General features: G+C 75.1%; 6 protein-coding genes. 2 read left to right on the top strand and 4 right to left on the bottom strand.

Annotated features, from left to right (window positions below; all coding sequences use genetic code 11):
* Window positions 1-10: 10 nt before the first annotated feature.
* From ACFZBB_RS08435 to ACFZBB_RS08425, 3 genes are all read right to left on the bottom strand, one after another.
* The gene (locus ACFZBB_RS08435; RefSeq protein ID WP_391119115.1) at window positions 11-4,897 is read right to left on the bottom strand and encodes an SDR family NAD(P)-dependent oxidoreductase; all 4,887 of its coding nucleotides are present in this window, start codon (window positions 4,895-4,897) and stop codon (window positions 11-13) included.
* 159 nt (window positions 4,898-5,056) lie between these two features.
* Window positions 5,057-10,582: a beta-ketoacyl synthase N-terminal-like domain-containing protein gene (locus ACFZBB_RS08430; RefSeq protein ID WP_391119113.1), complete on the bottom strand. Its 5,526-nt coding sequence runs from the start codon at window positions 10,580-10,582 to the stop codon at window positions 5,057-5,059.
* A 39-nt stretch (window positions 10,583-10,621) separates the two neighbouring features.
* Entirely contained in the window at window positions 10,622-19,471 is an 8,850-nt protein-coding gene (locus ACFZBB_RS08425; protein ID WP_391119111.1) for an SDR family NAD(P)-dependent oxidoreductase, read from the bottom strand.
* Between the two features lie 734 nt (window positions 19,472-20,205).
* On the opposite strand from ACFZBB_RS08425, the gene ACFZBB_RS08420 reads away from it, so the two are divergent.
* Window positions 20,206-21,624: a condensation domain-containing protein gene (locus ACFZBB_RS08420; protein ID WP_391119109.1), complete on the top strand. Its 1,419-nt coding sequence runs from the start codon at window positions 20,206-20,208 to the stop codon at window positions 21,622-21,624.
* 10 nt (window positions 21,625-21,634) lie between these two features.
* Here ACFZBB_RS08420 and ACFZBB_RS08415 read toward each other — a convergent pair whose 3' ends face one another.
* Window positions 21,635-22,243: a hydroxyisourate hydrolase gene (locus ACFZBB_RS08415; RefSeq protein WP_391119107.1), complete on the bottom strand. Its 609-nt coding sequence runs from the start codon at window positions 22,241-22,243 to the stop codon at window positions 21,635-21,637.
* A 52-nt stretch (window positions 22,244-22,295) separates the two neighbouring features.
* Between ACFZBB_RS08415 and ACFZBB_RS08410 the strand changes: the two genes are divergently transcribed.
* Complete coding sequence (locus ACFZBB_RS08410; protein ID WP_188281614.1) at window positions 22,296-22,490, top strand: hypothetical protein; 195 nt, start codon at window positions 22,296-22,298, stop codon at window positions 22,488-22,490.
* Window positions 22,491-22,547 lie beyond the last annotated feature (57 nt).

The following is a 22,547-nucleotide window of genomic DNA, read 5'->3' as shown; positions in this document are numbered from 1 at the left end:
ATCCGTCCTCCTAGTTCCGGGTGATGGAAGGCTGGGCACCGCGGGCGCGGCGCCGTCTCTCGCCCCGGGCGAGGCCGGAGTCGCGTGCTGTGGTGGTGGCGGTCCCGGCGGGACCGCCGTCGAGCGCCGCCGCGAAGGCGGCGACGGTCGGGTGCTCGAACAGGACGGCCGGGGCGATCCTGCGGTCGAGCCGCTTCTCGATGTCGGCGACCATGGACATCCCGACCAGGGAGTTGCCGCCCAGGTCGAAGAACGGGTCGTGGACGCCGATGCCGTCGATGCCGAGGTGCCGGCCCCAGCTGTCGGCGATGACCGTCTCCAACTCGGTGCGCGGGGCCGCGTATTCGGTACGCAGCAACGGCCGGGGGAAGCGGGGCCGTTCGCTGTCGGCGGGGGCGCCGGCCGCGACGAGCGCGTCCAGGTCGGTCAGCGCCGCCCACTCGCGCAGCCCCTCGGCCATCGGCATCCGCACCGCCAGCAGGCTGCCGCGGGCGGCGCCCGCCAGCCTGCCCAGCAGCGCGTTGCCGCCGGACTCGGAGAAGCCGTAGCGGGCGCGGTGCTCGCGGACCCGGTCGGCCAGCGCGCCGCCGGACGCCTCGGCCTGCCAGTCGTCGTGCTGCCACGGGCCCCAGGCCACGCTCAGCACCTTGGTGGTGGCCGCGGCGGCGTCGGCCAGCGCCGCGCCGTACGCGTCCAGGACGGTGTTGGCGGCGCTGTAGTCGCCCTCGCCCAGGCCGCCGAAGACGCTGACCGCCGAGGAGTACAGGACCAGCAGCTCCGGCCGGTCGGCCTCCGGGGTGCCGGGGCCGACGAGTTCGGCCAGCGGGCCCATGGCGAGCACCTTCGGCGCGAGCACCGTACGGGCCGTGCCGGGCGTCAGGCGGACGGCCATGCCGCCCGCGGGTACGCCCGCCGCGTGCAGGACGCCGGTCAGCGTTCCGAACCGCTCCCGGCAGTCGCGCAGCGCGCGCCGCAGGTCCTCCGGCACGCCGACGTCGGCGGTGAGCAGCAGCACGTCGGCGCCTGACGCCTCCAACGCGGCGATGTCGCGGAGGCTTTGGGCGGCCCGCCCCTCGGGGTCGGCGGCAGCCGCGGCGTTCAGATCGGTCCTGCCGACCAGGGCCAGCCGCCGTGCCCCGGAGCGTACGAGTTCCCGTGCGAGCCCGAGGCCGAGACCTCGGGTGCCGCCGGTGACCAGATACGCGCCGTCGGGGCGTACGGGGAAGCCGGTCGCGCCGTCGGCCGCGGGGAGCGGCACCAGGCGCCAGTCCTTGAGCAGGCGGCGTCCCGCGCGCCAGGCGATCAGCGCGGGGGTGGCGGCCGGGTCGTCGTGCTGCCAGGCGCGGTGGCCGATCTCCTCCGCGAGGTGGGCGGCGCAGGTATCAGCGGGCGCCGACGGGTCCAGGTCGACACCGCGCCAGGCCGTACCGGGCTGCTCGGCGTGGGCGATCCGCGCGAAGCCGTGGGCCAGCGCCCGGTCGGGGGCCGTGCAGTCGCCGCCGTGCACCTGGGCGGCGCCCGCGGTGACGGTCAGCAGCTTGACGCCGCGTTCGGCCGCGGCCGAGGCGAGCGACTGGACGGTGAGCAGCAGGCTGTCGAAGCCCAGCCGGACCGCCCTGACCAGCTCGGCGTCCTCGGCGAACAGCGGGGTGCGGGCCGGGTCGCGCAGGCTCCACAGGTGGGCGACGCGCAGCGGTCCCGCGGTCCCGGCCAGCGCTTCCGCGACGACCCTGCGGTAGTGCTCGGGGTCGGCGGGGTCGATGACGACCCGCCGTCCGTCGCGCCGCCAGGCGCCGCCGGGCACGACCTCGGTGACGGGTGTGCCGGAGGCCGCGGCCAGCTCGGCCAGCCGGGTCCCGACACCGTCGCCGTCGGCGAACACCACCAGGGGCGCGGCCGGTTCCACGGCGGTCGGCGCGGGCAGGGTGACGTCCTGCTGCCACGCGGGGGCGTAGCAGAAGTCGTCGGGCTGGACGGCGCCGCTCGTCGAGCCGGTGCCGGTCGCGGCGGCCGTCCCCGTGCCCGTGCGCGGCCAGTAGCGGGTCCGCTGGAAGGGGTAGGCGGGCAGTTCCGTGAGCGTGCCGGGGCGCCCGCCGCGCAGCGACGTCCAGTCGAGGTCGGCGCCCAGCTCCCAGAGCCGGCCGAAGGTCTCCAGCAGCCGGGAGCGGCCGTCGGTGGGGCCGCCGGCCGCCCACTGCGCGGGGACGGTGCCGAGCACGGTGGGGTTGGCGCCGCTGCGGTCGTTCTGCCGGAGCAGGCCGCCCAGGGTCTGGCCGGGGCCCAGCTCCACATAGCCGTCCACGCCCAGGTCCGCGCAGGCCGCCAGACCGTCGGCGAACCGCACGGGGCTGGTCAGGTGGTCGGCCCAGTAGCCGGGGTCGGTGGCCTGCTCGGCGGTCAGCGGCGCGCCGGTGACGTTGGAGACGACCGGGATCCGCGGCTCGTGCCGGGGCACCGCGGCCACGGCTTTGGCCAACTCCGCGCGGGCCGGGGCGAGCAGCGCCGAGTGGAAGGGGTGCGCTGAGTGCAACTGCCGTGCCGCCAGGCCCTGTTCGGTCAGGTGGGCGGCGGCGGTCGCCACGGCGTCCGGCGCTCCGCTGACCACGGTCATGGCCGGGCCGTTGACGGCGGCGATGTCCACCGCCGCGCCGCACACGGCCAGTTCGGCGCGGACCCGGTCGGCGTCGGCGGCGACCGCCAGCATCCGGCCCTCGGGCGCCGCCTCGATCAGCCGGGCGCGCCGCGCCACCAGCCACAGGGCGTCGGGCAGTTCGAAGACACCGGCCAGCGTCGCGGCCACGTACTCGCCGAGGCTGTAGCCGATCAGCAGGTCGGGTGTGACGCCGTGCGTGGCCAGCAGCCTGGCCAGCGCGTACTCGACGGTGAACAGCGACAGGTGCGCGACCTCCGCGTGGCTGTCCGGGTCGTCCGCCAGGTCCGCCCCACTGCCGGGCCTGGCCAGAAAGCCCGCCCCCGCGTCGGCCGGCGCCTGCGCGGGCTCACCGAGCAGCGTGTCCCGCAGGTCGATGCCGCAGCGCTCCTCGGCGACGGCCAGGCACGTCTCGACGGCCTCGGCGAACGCCGGTTCCGTACGGTGCAGATCGCGCGCCATGCCCCGGTAGTGGTCGCCCGTGCCCGGCAGCAGATACGCCAGCTTGGGGCGGCCCTTGACCGTACGGACCCCGGTGGCCCGCGCCGCGGTCGCCAGCGCGGCGGTCGCGTCCTCGGGGTCGGAGGCCACCACCGCGCGCCTGAACTCCAGCGCAGCGCGGCCGCTTTGCAGCGTGTACGCCAGGTCGTCGAGGCCGGTGCGTCCGGCGACCTCGGCCAGTGCGTCCAGCCGCGCCGTCAGCGCGCCGTCGTCGGCGGCGGAGACGGGCAGCAGTTCGGCCCTGCCGGGTGCCTGGGCGGCTTCGACGGAACCTTCGGCGGTGCCGTCGGCCGAGGTGCCTCCCGTGGTGGCGAGACCGGCGCGGACCGGGGCGCCGACGCCCGCCGCCGTACCCGTCCCGGCCGCCGCGGGCGACGGCGCCGCCAGGACGACATGGGCGTTGGTGCCGCACCAGCCGAAGGAGCTGACGCCCACGAGCTGCGGCGACGCCTCGTCGGTCGGGAGGGGGCGGGACGCGGAGGCCGGGCGGACGGCGCCCGCGGCGACGGCGGTCTCCGAGGGCTCGGTCATGTTGAGATTCGGCGGCACCGTGCGGTGCTTGACGGCCAGGACGGCCTTGATGAGACCGGCCATCCCGGCCGCGGCCTGCGTGTGGCCGATATTGGTCTTCACCGCGCCCACGTGCAGCGGCCGTTCCTCGCTGCGGCGCCCGAACACATCGGTGAGCGCGCCCAGTTCGATGGCGTCGCCGAGCTTGGTGCCGGAGCCGTGCGCCTCGACGTACGCGATGTCGTCGGGGGTCGCCCCGGCAGCGGACACCGCGCGGCGGATGACGTCGGCCTGGGCGCTGCGGCTGGGCGCGGTCAGGCCGTTGCTGCGGCCGTCCTGGTTGACGGCCGTGCCGCGGATGACCGCGTGCACCCGGTGGCCGCGCCGTACCGCGTCGGAGAGCCGCTCCAGGACGACCACCCCGGCGCCCTCGCCCAGCACATAGCCGTCGGCGCGGGCGTCGAAGGTCTTGCACAGGCCGTCGGGGGACAGCATCGAGGTGGAGCAGGCGTTGACGTACATGTCGGTGTGCATCAGCAGGAAGGCGCCGCCCGCCACCGCGAGGTCGCACTCGCCGCGGCGCAGCGCCGTACCGGCGAGGTGGACGGCCACCAGCGAGGACGAGCAGGCGGTGTCCAGGGTCAGCGCGGGGCCGCGCAGGTCGTAGTGGTACGCGAGCCGGCCCGCGACGACGCTGGCGGAACCGCCCTGGCCGCCGTACGGGTCGTGCAGCACGCCCAGACCTTCCTCGGCCTGCTCCAGGCGCAGGTACTGGAGGACGTCGGAGAAGCCGATCATCACCCCGGTACGGCTGCCCGCCAGGCTCGGCGGCGGCGTACCGGAGTCCTCCAGCGCCTCCCAGGTCAGCTCCATGAGCAGCCGCTGCTGCGGGTCCATCCGCAGCGCCTCCTGCGGGGAACTGCCGAAGAACCGGGCGTCCCAGCCCGCCACGTCGTCGAGGAAGGCGCCGCGGGTGGTGTAGACCCCGTCGTTCTCGACGTGCGGGGCGAGGTCGAACCGGCCGCCCGGCACCTCGTCGAGGACCGCGGACCTGCCCTGGTCGAGCAGGTCCCAGTAGGCGTCGACGGAACCGGCGCCGGGGAAGCGGCACGACATGCCGACGACTGCGATCGGCTCGTGCGTCTGTGCCTGGGCCTCGGCCAGCTTGCGCCTGGCGTCACCCAGGTCGACCGTGGCCTTCTTCAGGTATTCGCGGAGTCTGTCCTCGCCTGCCATCTTCCTGCCCTCTGCCGATTCGTGGTGTGGTGACGGACTGCCCGGTGCCGGGAGCCGGTGGTGCCGGTGACGTGCGCCGGCGATGTGCCGGGGGAGTGCCGGTGGGAGTGCCGGGGAGTCGCTGTACCTCGGTGGCCGGGCCGTGCGCCCGGCGCGGGATTACGCCTGGGCGTCGATGAAGGCGAAGATCTCCTCGTCGGAGGCCTCGTCGAGCACCGCGGTGGGGGAGTCCATCGGGACTCCGAGTCGGTTGAGGGCGTCTTGCAGGGCCACGACCATGCGGTCCCGCAGCGCGGGTGCGGACGAGCTGAGTTCGCCGGTGATCCGGGCGAGGGCTTCTTCCATGGTGGTCACGTCATCCTTCGGGGCCGGGACCAGCGCGATGGCCAGGTGCTCCGCCAGGGCGCCGATGGTCGGGTGATCGAAGACGAGCGTCGGGGCCAGGTCGAGACCGGAGTCCGTCTGGAGCCGATTGCGCAGTTCGACCGCCGTCAGCGAGTCGAATCCGAGGTCGATGAAGGGCAGGTCGGGGTCGAGCGCTTCGGGCGCTCCGTGGGCCAGTACCGCGGCCACGTGGTGGCGTACGGCGGTGTCGACCGCGGACTTCGCGGCGTCACCGGTGAGTCCTTCGAGCTTCTTGGCCAGGCCGCCCGCGGCGTTGGCGCCGGACTGCCGGGCGCCGCCGCCTTCCGCGGTCCGCCGCCCCGCGCGGACCAGGCCGCGCAGGATCTGGGGAATCCGCTCGCCGCTGTCCTGCGCGCCGCGCAGGCCGCTCAGGCTCCAGCGGGAGGCCACGACGGCGGCCTCGACGTCGGGGTCGGTCAGCACGGTGTCCAGCAGCCCGAGGCCCTGCCGCTCGTCGAGCGGCGCGACCCCGATCCTGGCCAGCCGCGCCTCGTCGGCCGCCGTCAGCGTCGAGCCCATGCCCGCCGTCGACCACAGGCCCCAGGCCACGGAGACCGCGGGCAGACCCGCCGCCCGGCGGTGGACGGCCAGCGCGTCCAGGAAGGTGTTGGCGGCTCCGTACGTGGTCTGCCCGGCGTTGCCGAGCACGCCCGCGACGGAGGAGAACAGGACGAAGGCGGCCAGCGGCAGGTCCGCGGTCAGCTCGTGCAGCAGCCAGGCCGCGTCCGCCTTCGGCCGCAGCACGTCCGCCAGGCGCTGCGGCGACTGGCCCGCGAGCAGCCCGTCGTCCAGGACACCGGCCGCGTGCAGCACACCGGTCAGCGCGTGCTCCGGCGGCACCGAGGCCAGCAGCGCGGACAGCTCGCCGCGGTCGGCGGCGTCGCACGCCTCGATCCGTACGGTGGCGCCGGGCCCGGCGGCCTCGGTCAGTTCGTCGGCCAGCTCCCGCGCCCCGGGGGCCGCGAGACCGCGCCGCGAGGTCAGCAACAGGTGCCGTACGCCGAAGCGTTCGACCAGACGCCGGGCGACCAGCGCGCCGAGCGCCCCGGTGCCGCCGGTGACCAGGACCGTGCCGTCGCCGAAGGCCGGCTCGACGGCGGGTGCGGGCACCCGGCGGGCGACCCGCGGCAGCAGCGTACGGCCGTCCTCCAGCAGCACCTGCGGCTCGTCGGCCTCGGCCGCGGCGGCGAGCAGCGCCACCGCCCTGCCGGGACCCGCGAGGGCGGCGCTGATGCCGCCGCGGGCGCCCACCAGCAGGAACCGGCCGGGGTGTTCGGCCTGCGCCGCCCTCACCAGGCCCCAAACCCCTGCCGTACGCAGCGAGTCGGGGTCGGTGGCGAGCACCAGCCGGGAGGCGGCGAAGGCCGCGTCGTCGGCCCACCGCTGGAGCAGGCCCAGCACCCGGCCGGTCAACTCGCTGACACTCTGCGGGAGTTCGGCGCCCTCGGCGGTGTCCAGTGCCTCGGTGTCGAGCAGGACGTAGTCGGGCCGGACGCCGGACGCGGCGAGCGCGTCGGGGTCGGCGTGGAAGGGGAGCGCGGCGACCGGGGTGCCCAGCGCGGCCCAACTGCCGGGGCTCACCGCGGGAAGCGTCGTCTCGGTCCACTCCAGGCCGTAGTAGCCCTCGGGCGAGGCCGCGCTTCCGGCGAGCGCCCGCATGGCCGCGGCCGGCACCGCCCTGACCCGCATGTCGCGGGCGTCCAGGACCAGTCCGCCGTTCTCGTCCGCCGCGGTCAGCGACAACTGGTCGGCGCCCTCGGTCACGATCCGGACCCGCAGGGCGGACGCGCCGACCGCGGTCAGCCGCACCCCGCGGAAGACGAACGGCAGCCGCAGCTCGTCCCCTTCGCCCTCGGCGGCGTACGGGTGGAAGGCCGAGTCGAGCAGCACCGGGTGGAGACCGAAGCCGTCGTTCTCCGCGCCCTCGGGCACCTCGACCTCGGCGAACAGCTCACCGTCGGTGCGCCAGGCGCCGCGCAGCCCGCGGAAGGCCGGGCCGTAGCCGTAGCCACGCTCCGTCAGCCGCTCGTAGACCGCGTCCAGGTCGACCGGTGCGGCCCCCTGCGGCGGCCACGTGGCGGCCCACGCGCAGCCGTCGGGCTCCTCGGGGCCCGCGGCCAGGCTGCCCGACGCGTGCCGGGTCCAGCTCTCCTCGCCGCCGCGCCGGGCGTGCACCCCGACGGAGCCGTCGCCGCCGATGGCGACCTGGAGGTCGAGCGACCCGGTCACCGGCAGCGGCATCGGCGCCTCGAACGTCAGCTCCTCGACCCGGTCGTAACCGGCCTGCGCCGCCGCCTCGACGACCATGTCGAGCAGGGCGGTGCCGGGCACGATCGCCGCGCCGCCCACGCAGTGGTCGGCCAGCCAGGGCAGGTCGTCCGCGGTCAGCCTGCCGGTGGCGACCAGTCCGCCGTCGGCGACGGCGACCGCCGCGCCCAGCAGCGGGTGCCGCAGCTCGGTCAGGCCGAGCGCGTCGGCGTCGCCGCGCGGCGGGGTCCGCAGCAGCCAGTAGCGCGTGTGGTCGAAGGCGTACGTGGGCAGTTCGACGGGCTGTCCGCCGGGTGCCGCGGCGCTCCAGTCGGCGGACGCGCCGGCCGCGTACGCCTCGGCGAGCGCGGTCAGCAGCCCCTCGGGCTCGGCCAGCGTGCGCCGGGACACGGCGGTCACGACGGCCTTGGCGTCCGGCAGGCAGGCGCGGACCATCCCGGAGAGCACCGGGCGTGGCCCGATCTCCAGATAGACGTCCGTGCCCGCCGCGTCCAGCCGCGCGGTCATGTCGGCGAAGCCCACGGCCTGGCGGACCTGGTCGGTCCAGTAACCGGGGTCGGTCCAGCTCCGGTCGGCGCCGAGGTTGACGGAGCTGTCCAGCGTCGGCTGACGGAAGGTCAGCGTGGCCAGTTCGGCGCCGAAGGCGTCGAGCATCGGCTCCATCAGCGGCGAGTGGAAGGCGTGGCTGACGGTGAGGCGCTTGGTGCGCCGGCCCTGCTCCGCCCAGTGGGCGGCGACGGCGGCGCAGGTCTCCTCGTCACCGGAGACCACCACGTCTGCGGGGCTGTTGACGGCGGCGACCTGCGCCAGGCTCTCCTTGCCCGCCAGCGTGACGGCGACTTCCCGCGCCGTGGCCGCGATCGCGAACATCGCGCCGCCGGAGGGGAGTTGCTGCATCAGCCGGGCGCGGGCGGTGATCATCCGGGCCGCGTCGGCCAGGTCCCAGACACCGGCCACATGGGCGGCGGCGATCTCGCCGACGCTGTGCCCGGCGACCTTGTCGGGAACCAGACCGAGCGAGCCGAGCAGCCGGAAGGCGGCGACCTGGTGGGCGAAGAGCGCGGGCTGCGTGTAGTAGGTGCGGTCCAGCTCCGCGGCCTCGGGCGTGCCGGGCTCCGCCCACATCACCTCGCGCAGCGGCCGGTCGAGATACGGGTCGAGCGCGTCGCACACCTCGTCCAGGGCGGCGGCGAAGACGGGGAAGGCGGCGTGCAGTTGACGCCCCATGCCGGGCTGCTGACCGCCCTGTCCGGTGAACAGGAAGACCGTCCTGGCCGTACCGGACGCCACGCCGGTGGTCACCGGGGAGCCGACCCGGCCCTGCGCGAAACCGTCGAGCCGGTCGAGGAGTTCGGCGCGGTCGCGGCCGACGACGACCGCGCGGTGGTCGAAGCGGGCGCGGGTGGCGGCCAGCGACCAGGCCACGTCCACCGGGCGCAGCGCCGGTTGGGCGGCGACGCGGCGGGCGAGCCGGTCGGCCTGGCCGCGCAGGGCGTCGGCGCTGCGGGCGCTGAGCACCCAGGCGAGCGGGGCCTTGCCGGTGCCGGACCCGGTGCCGGTGCCGGTCCCGGTGTCCGACCCGATGTCGGTCCCGGTCTCGAACTCCGTTGCGGCGGGGGCCGGTCGCGGCTCCTCCAGGATCACGTGCGCGTTGGTGCCGCTGATCCCGAAGGACGAGACGGCGGCCCGGCGCGGCGCGTCCTCGCGCGACTCCCAGGGCTCCTCTTCGGTCAACAGCCGTACGGTGCCCGCCGACCAGTCGACCCGCGACGTCGGGGTGCCGATGTGCAGGGTGCGCGGCAGCTTGCCGTGCCGCATCGCCTGCATCATCTTGATCATTCCGGCGATGCCCGCGGCGGCCTGCGTGTGCCCGATGTTGGACTTGATCGTGCCGAGCAGCAACGGCCGCTCCGGCGTGTGGTCCTTGCCGTAGGCGGACAGGATCGCGTTGGCCTCGATCGGGTCGCCGAGCGGCGTGGCCGTGCCGTGCGCCTCGACCGCGTCGATGTCACGGGGCGTCAGGCGGGCGTCGGCCAGCGCCTGGGCGATGACCCGCTCCTGCGCCTTGCCGTTGGGCGCGGTCTGCCCGTTGCTCGCGCCGTCCTGGTTGACGGCCGTGCCGCGGATCACGCCGTAGATCGGCCGCCCGTTGCGCTGAGCGTCCGAGAGGCGCTCCAGCAGCAGGACACCGCAGCCCTCGCCCCACACCGTGCCGTCGGCGTCGGCGGAGAACGGCTTGCAGCGTCCGTCGGGGGCCAGGCCGCGCTGCCGCGAGAACTCCGCGAACATGTCGGGCTCCGCCATGACGGTGACCCCGCCCGCCACCGCGAGCGTGCACTCGCCACTGCGCAGGGAGCGTACGGCCTGGTGGACCGCGACCAGCGAGGACGAGCAGGCGGTGTCGAGGGTCACCGAGGGACCTTCGAGACCGAAGCTGTAGGAGACCCGGCCCGACAGCATGCTCGGGGTGCTGGCGACCAGAAGGGTGCCGTCGACGTCCTCGGGAACGGCGCCGAGGAAACGCGCCGAGTAGAACTCGTACATCATCCCGGCCCACACGCCCGTGCTGCTGCCGCGCAGCGTCGCCGGGTCGATGCCGGCCCGCTCGAAGGACTCCCAGGCCGCTTCGAGGAAGAGCCGGTGGTGCGGGTCGGTGCTCACCGCGTGGCGGGGGCTGATCCGGAAGAAGGGGGCGTCGAAGTCGCCCGCGTCGTGCACGAAGGCGCCGCGCCGGGTGTAGCTGGTGCCGGGGGTGTCGGGGTCCGGGTCGTACAGCTTCTCCAGGTCCCAGCCGCGGTCGGTCGGGAACGGGCTGGTCGCGTCGGTGCCGGAGTCCACCAGCTCCCACAGGTCGTCAGGTGCCTCGACCCCGCCGGGGTAGCGGCAGCCGATGCCGACCACGGCCACCGCCTCGTGCTCGCGGTCATCGGCCTCGCTCAGCTTGCGCCGGGCGTCGGTCAGGTCGCCGACCACCTTCTTCAGATATTCGCGAAGCCGCTCTTCGCTCGTCATAGCCGTGTCCTCCAGTACGAAGTCGGGTTGTCGCGAATGTCAGAGTTGGTTGTCGATGAAGTCGAAGAGGTCCTCGTCCGAGACGGTTTCGAGGCCGCCGCCGGGCAGTACCGGGCTCAGGAGCCGCCCCGGTCCCTCGCCGCCGTCGCGCAGCCGGCTCAGCGCCGCATGGAGCAGTGCCTCGGTGCGGTCGCGCTCGTCGGGGTCGGCCGGGCCCTCGGCCGCGGCGCCGCCGTCGAGCAGCGCGGACAGCGCGTCGCCGAGGGTGCCCCACAGCCGGTCGCCCGCCGGTACGGGCTCGGCCGGTGCGAAGTCCGCGGCGAGCCGGGCCGCCACGTCCGCGACGGTCGGGTGGTCGAAGGTCAGCGTCGCCGGGAGCGGCACGCCGGTCATCCGGCCCAGGCCCTCCTGGAGTTCCACCGCGGCCAGCGAGTCGAAGCCCAGCTCCGTGAACGGCCGGTCGACCTCGATCCGGTCGGCCCTGTCGTGCCCGAGGACGAGCGCGGCGCGCTCCCTGACCAGGTCGAGCAGCACCGCGTGCGCCGCCTCCCGGTCGAGCCCGGCCAGCTTCCCGGCGAGCCCGCCCTGACCCGCGGCGGGCGCGGGCGCCGTCGCACCGGACGCGGCGGCGGGCCGGACGGAGGCCGTCCTGCGGGCCGGGCGCGGCGCCGGCACCAGGCCGCGCAGCAGCGGCGGTACGGGTGACCCGCTGGAGGCCGCGCGGGCCCGCAGTCCGGTCAGGTCCCAACGGGCCGCCACCGTACGGCCGCCCGCCAGGTCGGCGGTCAGCGCCGCGTCGAAGAGCGCCAGACCCTCCTCCTGGCCGAGCGGCAGCGTGCCGATCCGTGCCAGCCGCGCCTGGTCCACCGCGCTCAGCGCCGTGGCCATCCCGGCCTCCGCGGACCACAGGCCCCACGCGACCGAGGTCGCGGGCAGCCCCGCCGCCCTGCGGTGGACGGCCAGCGCGTCCAGGAAGCCGTTGGCGGCGGCGTAGCCCGCCTGCCCCGCGGTCCCGAGCACGCCCGCCACGGACGAGTACAGGACGAACGCCGCCAGCGGCAGGTCCGCGGTCACCTCGTGCAACAGCCACGCCGCGTCCGCCTTGGGCCGCAGCACATTCCCCAGCCGCTCACCGTCGAGCCGCGCGACCACGCCGTCGTCGAGCACGCCCGCGGTGTGCACCACCGCGGTCAGCGGCTTGTCGTCCGCGATCGAGTCCAGCACGGCGGTCAGCGCCGTCCGGTCCGCCACGTCGCACGCCGCGACCCGTACGGCCGCGCCGCGCGCTTCGAGCGCGGCGACCAGCTCGTCTGCCCCTTCGGCCGCCGGGCCGCGCCGCGAGACCAGGAGCAGGTCCCGCACGCCGTGCCGTGCCACGAGGTGCGCGGCGAGGCGCGCGCCGAGTCCGCCGGTACCGCCGGTGATCAGGACCGTGCCGGTGCCGAGGGCGCTTCCGGTGTCCGGGGTGTCCATGGTTCGCGCGCTGTCGACCGGCTCGGTGCCGGTGCCGGTGCTGGTGCCGGTGTGGGTCTCGGTCTCGCGGAGGGCGAGCCGGGGGACCAGCAGGGCGCCGTCGCGGACGGCCGTCTGGGGCTCCGCCTGGTGCAACGCGGCTGCCAGCAGCGGCCATTCGTCCGGCGCCGTACCGCTCGCGTCGGCCAGGGCGAAGGCGTCGGGGTGCTCGGTCTGGGCCGACCTGATCAGGCCCCAGAGCGGGCCGCCGGTCAGCGAGTCGGGGTCGGCGAGGAAGAGCAGCCGGGTGCCGGCCAGTTCGGGGTCGGCGACGCGTCGCCGTACGAGATCGAGGGTGTCCGCGAGGACGCGGCGCACGGTCGAGGGGAGGTCGCCGGACGCTGCCGGTTCCTCGGACGTCGGGCCCTCGGACGTCGGGCCCTTGGGCGTCGGGCCCTTGGGCGTCGGGCCCTCGGGTGCGGGGATGACCAGGACGGCCGGGGCCGCGCCCGTGCGGGGGGTGTCGAGGTCGGCGAGTACCGAGGCAGGGCGGCCGGAGGAGCGCAGAGCCGCGGCCACGGGTTCGGCGGCGTCGGAGCCCAGTACCGCCCAGGCCGCTGAGTCCTCGGAGGACGGGGCCGGGGACGCGGCGGCCGGGACCCAGGCGATGTCGTACAGGCCGATGTCCTTGGGGGCCGAGGTCGCCGTGAGGCCGAAGCCCTCAGGGGCGTTGCGCATGCTCACCGTCACCTCGCCCACCGGGCGTCCCGCCGTGTCGGACAGGGACATCCGGGTGCCGTCGCCGGAGGCGTCGCTCGCGGTGAGCCGTACGCGCAGGGCGTCGGTTCCGGGCGCGGGGACGGTGACGGACGTGAAGGAGAAGGGGACAGGGCGGCCCGCCGACGAGGCGTTCCTGGCCTCCAGGACGAGGATGTGCAGGGCGGCGTCGAGCAGGGCCGGGTGCACGGTGAAGTCGGCCGCGGCGGACCGTACGTCCTCGGGCAGCCGGACCTCCGCGTAGAGGTCGTCACCCGCACGCCAGGCGCCGGTGAGGCCCTGGAAGGCGGGGCCGTAGCCGTAACCCGCGGCGGCGAGCCGCCCGTACACGTCGGTGAGGTCGACCGTCTCGGCGCCGGCCGGCGGCCAGACCGCGGCCCAGCCGTCGTCGGGGGCGGCGTCGGCCGAGGCCGTCAGGTGGCCGGTGGCGTGCGCCGTCCACGGCGCGTCGGTGTCGTCGGCGGGCCTGGCGTGCACGGTCAGCGCGCGCCGCCCGTCCGCGTCCTCGCCGCCGACGGCGACCTGGACCTCGACCGCGCCCAGCGGCGGCAGGACCAGCGGGGTGAGCAGGGTGAGTCCGCCGACCGCCTCGGCCCCGGCCAACTCCGCCGCCTGGAGAGCGCATTCGACCAGCGCCGTACCGGGGACGACGGCGGTGCCGCCGATGGCGTGGTCGGCCAGCCACGGCGTGGAGCGCAGCGAGAGCCGTCCGCCGAGCAGGTGGCCGCCGTCGGCCGCGACGGTGGTCGCGCGGCGCAGCAGCGAGGTGCGGGCGGTCGAGCCCGCGTCGGGCCCCGCGTCGGTGAGCCAGAAGCGGCGCCGGTCGAAGGCGTAGGTGGGCAACTCGGTACGGGCGCCGTCCGCCGCGGTGGCGGCCCAGTCGACGGTGGCTCCGGCGGCGAACGCCTCGGCCAGGCCCCGCAGGAGCGCGTCCTGTTCGTCCCGGCCGCGCCGGACCAGCGGTACGACGCTGCCGGGCCGACCGGCCAGGCTTTCGCGGGCCATCGGGGTGAGCACCGCCTGCGGTCCGACCTCGAACAGCACGCCGGTACCGGCGGCGGCCAGCCGGTCCACGACCGGCGCGAAGAGCACCGTGTCCCGGATCTGGTCCACCCAGTAAGCGGGGTCGGTCCAGGAGCGGTCGGCGCCCAGGGCGGCCTCGTAAGGGAGTTGGGGTTCGGCGAGGGTGGTCGCGGCGATCTCCCGCCGGAAGGCGTCGAGCATCGGGTCCATCAGCGGCGAGTGGAAGGCGTGGCTGACGGTGAGCCGCTTGGTGCGGCGCCCCGCGTCTGCCCACCGCCGCGCGATGGCCTCGCAGGTCTGCTCCTCGCCGGAGATCACGCAGCTCAGCGGGCCGTTGACGGCGGCCAGGCCCACGGCCCGCGCCGCGTACCGCGGCTCCGCCAGCGTGCCGCGGATCTCCTCCTCGCTCGCGGCGACGGCGAACATCGCTCCGCCGCGCGGGAGTTCCTGCATGAGCCGGCCGCGCGCGGCCACCAGCCGTACGGCGTCGGCCGGTTGCCACACCCCGGCCGCGCAGGCCGCCGCGTACTCGCCGACCGAGTGCCCCGCCACGACGTCGGCCTCGACGCCGAGGGAGCGCAGCAGCCGCCACGCGGCCGTCTCGAAGGCGAAAAGCGCGGGCTGGGTGTAGCGGGTCTCGTCCAGCAGGACCGCGTCGGGTCCGTCGGGCTCGGCCCACAGCACCTCGCGCAGCGGGCGGTCGAGGTAGGGGTCGAAGGCCGTGCAGATCTCGTCGTACGCCGCCGCGAACACCGGGAAGGCGGCGTGCAGTTCGCGTCCCATGCCGAGCCGCTGACCGCCCTGCCCGGTGAAGAGCAGCGCCGTACGGGCGCGGCCCCTGACCGTACCGGAGACGGTGCCGGGGCCGGCCGGGTCGCCGTCGGCGAGGGCGCGCAGCCCCGCGATCAGCTCGTCGGTTCCGGCGCCGAGGACGACGGCGCGCTGCTCGAAGACGGTACGGCCGGCCAGCGTGCGGGCGACGTCCTCGGGACGCCTGCCGGCGACGGCACCGGTCAGCCGCTGGGCCTGGTGCCGCAGCGACTCGGGGGTGCGGGCGGTGACCGGCCACGCCAACAGGCTCTGTGCAGGGGTGTCCTGACGGTCCGTCCGCTGGGCGGGGAGGTCGGCGGCGGCCGGTTCCTCCACGACGACGTGGGCGTTGGTGCCGCTGATGCCGAAGGAGGAGACGGCGGCCCTGCGGACCCGCTCCCCGCGCGGCCAGGCCCGCTGCTCGGTGAGGAGCCTGATCCGTCCCGCCTCCCAGTCGGCGCGCGGCGTGGGCTCGTCGGCGTGCAGCGTGCGCGGCAGCGTCTCGTGGCGCAGCGCCTGCACCATCTTGATGACGCCCGCCACACCCGCGGCGGCCTGCGTGTGACCGATGTTGGCCTTCACCGAGCCGAGCCAGACCGGTCGCGCGGCGACGGGGTCGCCACCGCCCGGCGCCCTGCCGTAGGTGTCGATCAGCGCGTTGGCCTCGACGGGGTCGCCGAGGGAGGTGCCGGTGCCGTGCGCCTCGATGGCGTCGACGTCGTCGGCCGTGAGCCGCGCGTCGGCCAACGCCTGCCGTACGAGGGCGCGTTGGGCCTGTCCGTCGGGCGCGGTGAGGCCGTTGCTCGCACCGTCCTGGTTGACGGCGGTGCCGCGGATGACGGCGAGCACCGGGTGGCCGTTGCGGCGGGCGTCGGAGAGCTTCTCCAGCAGCAGCACCCCCGCGCCCTCGGAGAAGGACGTGCCGTCCGCGTCGGCCGAGAACGCCTTGGCCCGGCCGTCCGCGGCGAGTCCGTGCTGCCTGCTGAACTCCACCAGATTGCCGGGTGTCGACATCACCGTCACGCCGCCCGCGAGCGCCATCGGGCACTCGCCGCCGCGCAGGGCGCGGACCGCCAGGTGCAGGGCGACCAGGGAGGACGAGCAGGCCGTGTCGACGGTCAGCGCGGGGCCGCGCAGGCCGAGGGTGTACGCGACCCGGCCGGAGATGACGCTGAGCGCCGTACCGGTGAGCAGGTGGCCGTCACCGCCGCCGTTCGGCCGGTGCAGCGGGGGGCCGTAGTCGGAGGCCATCGAGCCGAAGAAGACGCCGACCGGCTGCCCGGCGAGCGTGGCCGGGTCGATGCCCGCCCGCTCGACGGCCTCCCACGACGTCTCCAGCAGCAGCCGCTGCTGCGGGTCCATGGCGAGCGCCTCGCGGGGGCTGATGCCGAAGAAGGCGGCGTCGAATTCCGGCGCCTCGTGCAGGAATCCGCCGCCGACGGTGGTCAGGGCGCCGGGCCGGTCGGGGCCCGCGCCGAGCAGCGCGTCCAGGTCCCAGCCGCGGTCGGCGGGCAGCCCGGTGACCGCGTCGGTGCCGTCCGCGACGAGCTGCCACAGCTCCTCCGGGGTACTGACCCCGCCGGGGTAGCGGCAGCTCATGGCGACGACGGCGATCGGCTCGGGTGCGTCGGGGTCGACGGTGGAACCGGCGGACGTACCGGTGTCGGCAGCGGTGCCGGTAGAAGTGCCGTCGCTGGTCACGCTGTTGGGGGCGGGCCGCACGTCCGCGCCGTCCTCCTCCGGCGTCTGCGGCGTCGACCGCGCTGTCAGCTCGGCCAGTCGCTCGGCCAGCCGCTTCGGCGTCGGGAATTCGAAGAGCAGCGTCGTCGGCAGTTTCAGACCGGTGGCGTCCTTGAGCCGGTTGCGCAGCTCGACGGTGCCCTGGGAGTCCAGGCCGAGGTCCTTGAAGCTGCGGCGCGGGTCGATCGCGCTGCCGTCCGCGTGCCCGAGGACCGCGGCGGTGCTCGCGGTGACCAGATCGCGTACGGCCTCGGGAGTGCGGACCCCCACGGGCGCCGGGGCCGCGTCCGACGGTCCTGCGGTGCCGGCGACACCGGGACCGGCCGCCGCGCCGAGGATCGGCGCCCCGCCCAGCCAGTGCCGCTCGCGCTGGAAGGCGTACGTGGGCAGGTCCGTCGTACGGGCTCCCGGTACGGCCGCGGCGGGCGTCCAGTCGACGTCGGCGCCGTGTACGTAGGCACCGGCGAGGGCGCGCAGCACCTGCGCGGGGCCGCCCTCCTCGCGGCGCAGGGTGGGCACGGAGGCGGCCTCGTGGCCCGCCTCCTCCGCGGTCTCCTCGATCGCGTGCCGCAGCACCGGGTGCGGGCTGCACTCGACGAACAGGCCGTTGCCGTCGGCGAGCGCGGAGCGGGTGGCTTCGGTGAAGCGGACGGCGTGGCGCAGATTGCGGTACCAGAAGTCGCCGTCGAGCTCCGAGGTGTCCTCGACCCGGCCGCCGGTCAGCGAGGAGTAGAAGGGGGTGTCGACGGCGACCGGCCGGACCGGTGCGAGCACGTCGAGCACCTGCTCGCGGATGACTTCCACGGCGGGGGAGTGCGAGGCGTAGTCGATCTTGAGGACCTTGGTGCGGAAGCCGTCGGCGTCGAAGCCCGCGGCCAGCTCGGTGAGCGTGTCCAGCGGGCCGGAGACGACCGCGGAGGTGGGGCTGTTGAGCACGCTGAGGGTCGCCGACCCGTAGGCCGCCAGCCGTTCCTCGACCATGCCGAGCGGCGCGGACACCGACAGCATCCGGCCGCCGGTGACCTGGAGCAGCACCTGGCTGCGCAGGGCCACCACGCGGGCCCCGTCGTCCAGGGAGAGCGCGCCGATGACGGTCGCGGCGGCGATCTCGCCCTGCGAGTGGCCGATGACGAAGTCCGGTTCGACCCCGGCCGCGCGCCACACCTCGGCGAGCGAGACCATCACGGCCCACAGCGCCGGCTGCACCACGTCGAGCCGCTCGAAGCCGGGCGCGCCGGGCGCACCGCGCACCACGTCCACCAAGTCGTAGTCGGTGTACGGGGCCAGCGCGCGGGCGCACTCGGCGATCCGGTCGGCGAACGGGCCCTCGATCTCCAGCAGTTCGCGCGCCATGCCCCACCACTGGGAGCCCTGGCCCGGGAAGACGAATCCCACGCCGCCGGTCGCGGTGTGCCCGGTGATGACCTCGCTGTGGGGTCGTCCCGCCGCCAACTCGCCCAGGAGCATGTCCAGTTCGGGGCGGCCCGCGCCGAGGACGACGGCGCGGTGGTCGAAGGCCGAGCGGGTGCGCAGCAGGGACAGCGCGACGTCCCGCGCCGGTACGTCGGGGCGCGTGGCGAGGTGGGCGGCGAGCCGGTCCGCCTGGGCGGTCAGGCCGCGCGGGGAGCGGGCCGAGAGGAGCCAGGGGGTGGTCGGGGCCGCGTCGGCGTCGGAGTCGCGGCGGACCTCGGGGCTGTCGTCCGCCACGGTCTCGGGCGCGACGGTCTCGTTCGGCACGGTCTCGTTCGGCACGGTCTCGGGCGCCGCCGCCACGATCAGGTGGCAGTTGGTACCGCCCATACCGAAGGCGCTGACGCCCGCGGTCGGGCGGCTGTCGGGGGAGCCGGGCCACGGACGGGCGGCGGTGACCACCTCGATGCCCTGCTGCTCGGCCGCGATGGCCGGGTGGAGCGAGGTGAAGTTCAGGCTGGGCGGGAGCGTGCGGTGGCCGATGCTGAGCGCCACCTTCAGCAGGCCGACGATGCCGGCCGCGCCCTCCAGGTGGCCGACGTTGGTCTTGGCCGAGCCGACCAGCAGCGGCGGGGCGCCGTGCGCGACCCGGGACTCGGTCTCCAGCGAGGCCCCGAGACCGGCCGCCTCGATCGGGTCGCCGACCGCCGTACCGGTGCCGTGCAGCTCCACGTAGGCGATCTCGGCGGGCGCGACTCCCGCGTCGCGGCAGGCCAGCCGGACGACCTCGCGCTGCGCCTCGGGGTCGGGGACGGTCAGGTGCTCTCCGGTGCCGCTGTTGACGGCGCCGCCGAGGATGACGCAGTGCACGGTGTCGCCGTCGGCGAGCGCGGCCGACAGCGGCTTGAGGAGCACCACACCGCCGCCCTCGCCGCGTACGTAACCGTTGGCCCGGCCGTCGAAGGTGTGGCAGCGGCCGTCGGGGGACAGGGCGCCGAAGCGCTCCAGGGCCCGGTCGCTCTCGCCGAGCAGATTCAGGTTCACACCGCCCGCCAGCGCCGTCCGCGCGGTACCGCGGCGCAGCTCCTCGCAGGCCAGCCGCACGGCGACCAGGGCGGAGGACTGGCCGGAGTCGACGGTGAGGCTGGGGCCGCGCAGGCCGAGCAGGTGCGAGACCCGGTTGGCGATGATGCTGCGGTGGGTGCCGGTGACGCTGTGCCTGCTGATCCCCTGGCCGCCGAGCCGGTCGTGGACCAGCGCGTAGTCGCCGGTGATGGCGCCGATGAAGACTCCGGCCGCCGTGCCGTGCAGGGTCGAGGGGACGATCCGGGCGTGCTCGATCGCCTCCCACGCCAGCTCCAGGACGAGCCGCTGCTGCGGGTCCATCGCCGCGGCCTCGGCCGGGGACAGGCCGAAGAAGGCGGCGTCGAAACGGTCCACGTCGGCGATGTATCCGCCGCGCCTGGCCCGGCCCGTGCCGTCCGCGGCACCGTCCGCCGTCGATCCCGCCGTACCGTCCGCCTGGCGCCGGTCCGCCGGGGCCTCGCCGACCGCTTCGCGGCCTTCGCTCAGCAGCCGCCAGAACTCCTCGGGGCTCTTCGCGCCGGGCAGCCGGCAGGACATGCCGATGACGGCGACCGGCTCCGCGGCCGTGGACCGTTCAGTCAGAGCGGACATGACCCACCTTTCGAGGATTGGCTGTTCCAGAACGCATCGCCCGGCATCGCACGCACTGCGGCGCATTGCCGTGAATTTCTTCTTCGTGTTTCTCTTCGCGGGTCCTGACGGTTCGGTAAACGCGTTCCGCTGCTCAGGACCGGGAATGACGACCGGGGCGGCCGGCGTGGTTTTCACCGGTGGCCCCGGCTGTTCCGGGCATGGCAGAAGCGTGGACTCCACGGCCCTGGCGGGTCAAGGAAGTTCGCCCCGAACGCGGTGGCAGGGAATACCGCGAACTTGATGCCAACGCGCGCGTATGGACAAGGAGAAGCGCCCCATGAATAAGTGTGTGATGCGGCGAAAGGGCCGCCGGAAAACCGTCAGGAGCGATGAGCGGGAGGAGGTGAAGCAAATGCGCAAGGTGGTCTGTACGCGGGTGGTCTGCACCCGGGTCGTCTGCACGGCCGTGAGCCACGCGCGCGGCACCGTCTGTCGCTGAGCCGTCGCGATCCACGCTCCGCGCAGCTGGTCACCTTCCTCCCCGCGCCGACGGGCGCGGGGGGAGGGGCCGTACGCGAACCCGTAGCGCGGCCCGCAGCCCCCAGCCCGCCGACCACCGACCGCCTCTCGGCGCACGACCGCCGCACGACCGCCGTCCGACCGCCGCCCCGAAGCCCCGTCGGCGCCTCACCTCGCGCCGCGCCCCCAGTTCACGCCACACCTCGTGCCCCACCTCATGCCACGGAGGGACCATGCCCGTCGACGCCCCGCTCACCTTCGGCCAGTTGTCGACCTGGCGCTCGATAGAAACCTTCGCCACCGACCGGCTGATGGAGGTGAACGTCCCCGCGCTGTGGGACGTCGAGGGACTTCAGGCGCCCGCGATCGACCGCGCCCTGCGCGTCCTGACGTACCGTCACGACAGCCTGCGGACGACGTTCCACACCGATGCCGACGGCCGGCCCTTCCAGCGCGTCCACCCCGAAGTCCCGCTCCGGCTGGACCGGTTGGACCTGCCGTCGGTGACCCCGCAGGACGGCGCGCGGGTGCTGCGGGAGCTGTACGCGCGGCCCTTCCCCGTCGTCGGCGACCCCGGTTGGCACGGCACGCTGATATGCGCCGCGGGCCGCCCCCGCTATCTGGCCGTGTCGATGTCGCACATGGTGGTGGACGTCTGGGCGATCCGCGAACTGGAAAGGCAGCTCAAGGAGTTGGCGGCCAGGGGCGGCGGGGACCCGGCGGCCGACGGCCGTCCGGGGCCCGCGCCGCGCGAGCTGGCCGTACTCCAGCACGGCGACGCCTGGGCGGGCCACCGCCGCGGCGCCGAGAAGTACTGGAAGAAGATCCTGTCGGGCGGCCCGCTGAGCAATCTGCCCGCCAGGACGCCCGGTTCCGACGAGCGCCGCATCCAGGCGACGTTGCGCTCCCCGCGGCTCGCCGCGCTGGTCGCGGACGCCGCCTCCGCACACCGGGTGTCGCCGCAGAGCGTTCTGACCGCGCTGACCGGCGCGGCCCTTTCCGGAGTGCTCTCCCGGAACCGGATCATGCTGAGTCTGATGTGTGCCAACCGCTTCGACCCGCTGTGGCAGCCCGTCGTCAGCACCATGAACCAACTGGTGCCGCTGCTCTGCGCGGTGGACCCGGACGCGCCGCTGTCCGGCTTCCTCAAGCGCGCGCACCTCAGCTCGCTGCTGGCCTACCGCCACGGCAGTTACGACGTCGACGCGGCGGCGCGGCTGGCCGCCGAGGCTCCGGGCCCGGACGGCTCGCTCTTCGTCCACGACTGCTGGTTCAACTACGTGGCGGAACCGGAGCCGCCCGCTGACGTACCGTCGGCATCGTCACCGCCGCCCGTACCGGCGCGGGACCGGGGCGATGTCCCGTCCGAGGCGTCCCTGACCTGGACGCCCCCGGCCCGCGAGGCGGGCCACCCGTTCTATCTCCGGGTCAACGCCGAAGGGGCTCACCAGGTGGAGCTGACGCTGCGGTCCGACCCCGACGTGCTCGGCGAGGAGGATGTCACCGCCGTCCTGCGGACCATCGCCCTCGGGGCGCTGCGCGCGGCCACCGAGCCGGAGGCCACGGTCGGCGCCCTGCTGGACGACGGACGGGCGAGGGGGGAGCTGGGAGCCGATCTGTTCCCGCGTCAACCGGCCCTCGCCAAGGGGTAGTCGCGGTGCCTCAGGCGCCGCGGTAGCTCAGGAAGGAGTGCGTGGAGACCACGATCGGCAGGTGGATGTCCGCGTCGGACTCGGTCACCCGGAACTCGACGATGGCCCGGGGGTGCAGGGGCAGCGAGCCGAGGACGGCGTAGTACGCGTCCAGGTCGCAGACCACCTGGTAGATGCCCGGCTGGATGTTCCGGTCACCGAGCATCGCCAGCCGGCCGTCCTGACCGGTGCGCCCGCGCACCAGCTCACGCCAGTCGTCTCCGGCGGGCTGGCGCAGCAGGACGTCGACGTCCGCTGCCGGTACGCCGAACGCACTGTCCACGATGTGCACGCAAAGACTCACGGGGTCCCGCCTCCGGGTTCGGGCGCGCCTTTTGCGGTGTCGCGCCTGGGTGGCCACGACGTTGGGGGATGCCCCTATCGTTCCGCCATCGCTCCGGCGGGCCGGGACGATAGGACCGGCGGCCCCCGACGATAGCGAAACGAGGGCGGGGCGAGAGCCGGACCGCCGCGCCGACCCCTCCGCCGACCTGCGGCGGTCGGGTGAGAGCGACGTGATAGCGACCGTGATAGCCGGGCGAGGACGGACCGAAAGCGGTCCACCGAACCATGAAGTCATCGAGCCACCGGGACACCTGAACCGGCGGCCCCACAGACTTGGAGATGGCATCATGACGGTTCGCGCCTTCCGCCGCAGCATCACCGCCGCCGCCCTGCTCGTCACCCTCACGGGCGGCGTCGCCGTCGCGGTCACCTCGACGCACTCGTCCACGAACGGCCACACCTCGGTCGTACGTGTCGACGGCGGAACGCCGAAGCCGACCCCCACCCCCACCGCCTCCACGGACAACACCATCTGGGACTGACCTCCGCCGCGGCCCACGCGGCCCGGCACCCCGTACCACCGCACCGCGCACCACCGC

It is taken from the genome of Streptomyces sp. NPDC008139 (assembly GCF_042957025.1).
Lineage (GTDB): Bacteria > Actinomycetota > Actinomycetes > Streptomycetales > Streptomycetaceae > Actinacidiphila.
The sequence above is the reverse complement of the archived record's forward strand: the minus strand, read 5'-3'. Positions and strand labels throughout refer to the sequence as shown.

Excerpts from the sequence above, each read along its gene's own strand:
- ACFZBB_RS08435 (WP_391119115.1), bottom strand. The coding sequence starts at position 4,897 with ATGGCAGGCGAGGACAGACTCCGCGAATACCTGAAGAAGGCCACGGTC.
- ACFZBB_RS08430 (WP_391119113.1), bottom strand. The coding sequence starts at position 10,582 with ATGACGAGCGAAGAGCGGCTTCGCGAATATCTGAAGAAGGTGGTCGGC.
- ACFZBB_RS08425 (WP_391119111.1), bottom strand. The coding sequence starts at position 19,471 with ATGTCCGCTCTGACTGAACGGTCCACGGCCGCGGAGCCGGTCGCCGTC.
- ACFZBB_RS08420 (WP_391119109.1), top strand. The coding sequence starts at position 20,206 with ATGCCCGTCGACGCCCCGCTCACCTTCGGCCAGTTGTCGACCTGGCGC.
- ACFZBB_RS08415 (WP_391119107.1), bottom strand. The coding sequence starts at position 22,243 with ATGACTTCATGGTTCGGTGGACCGCTTTCGGTCCGTCCTCGCCCGGCT.
- ACFZBB_RS08410 (WP_188281614.1), top strand. The coding sequence starts at position 22,296 with ATGACGGTTCGCGCCTTCCGCCGCAGCATCACCGCCGCCGCCCTGCTC.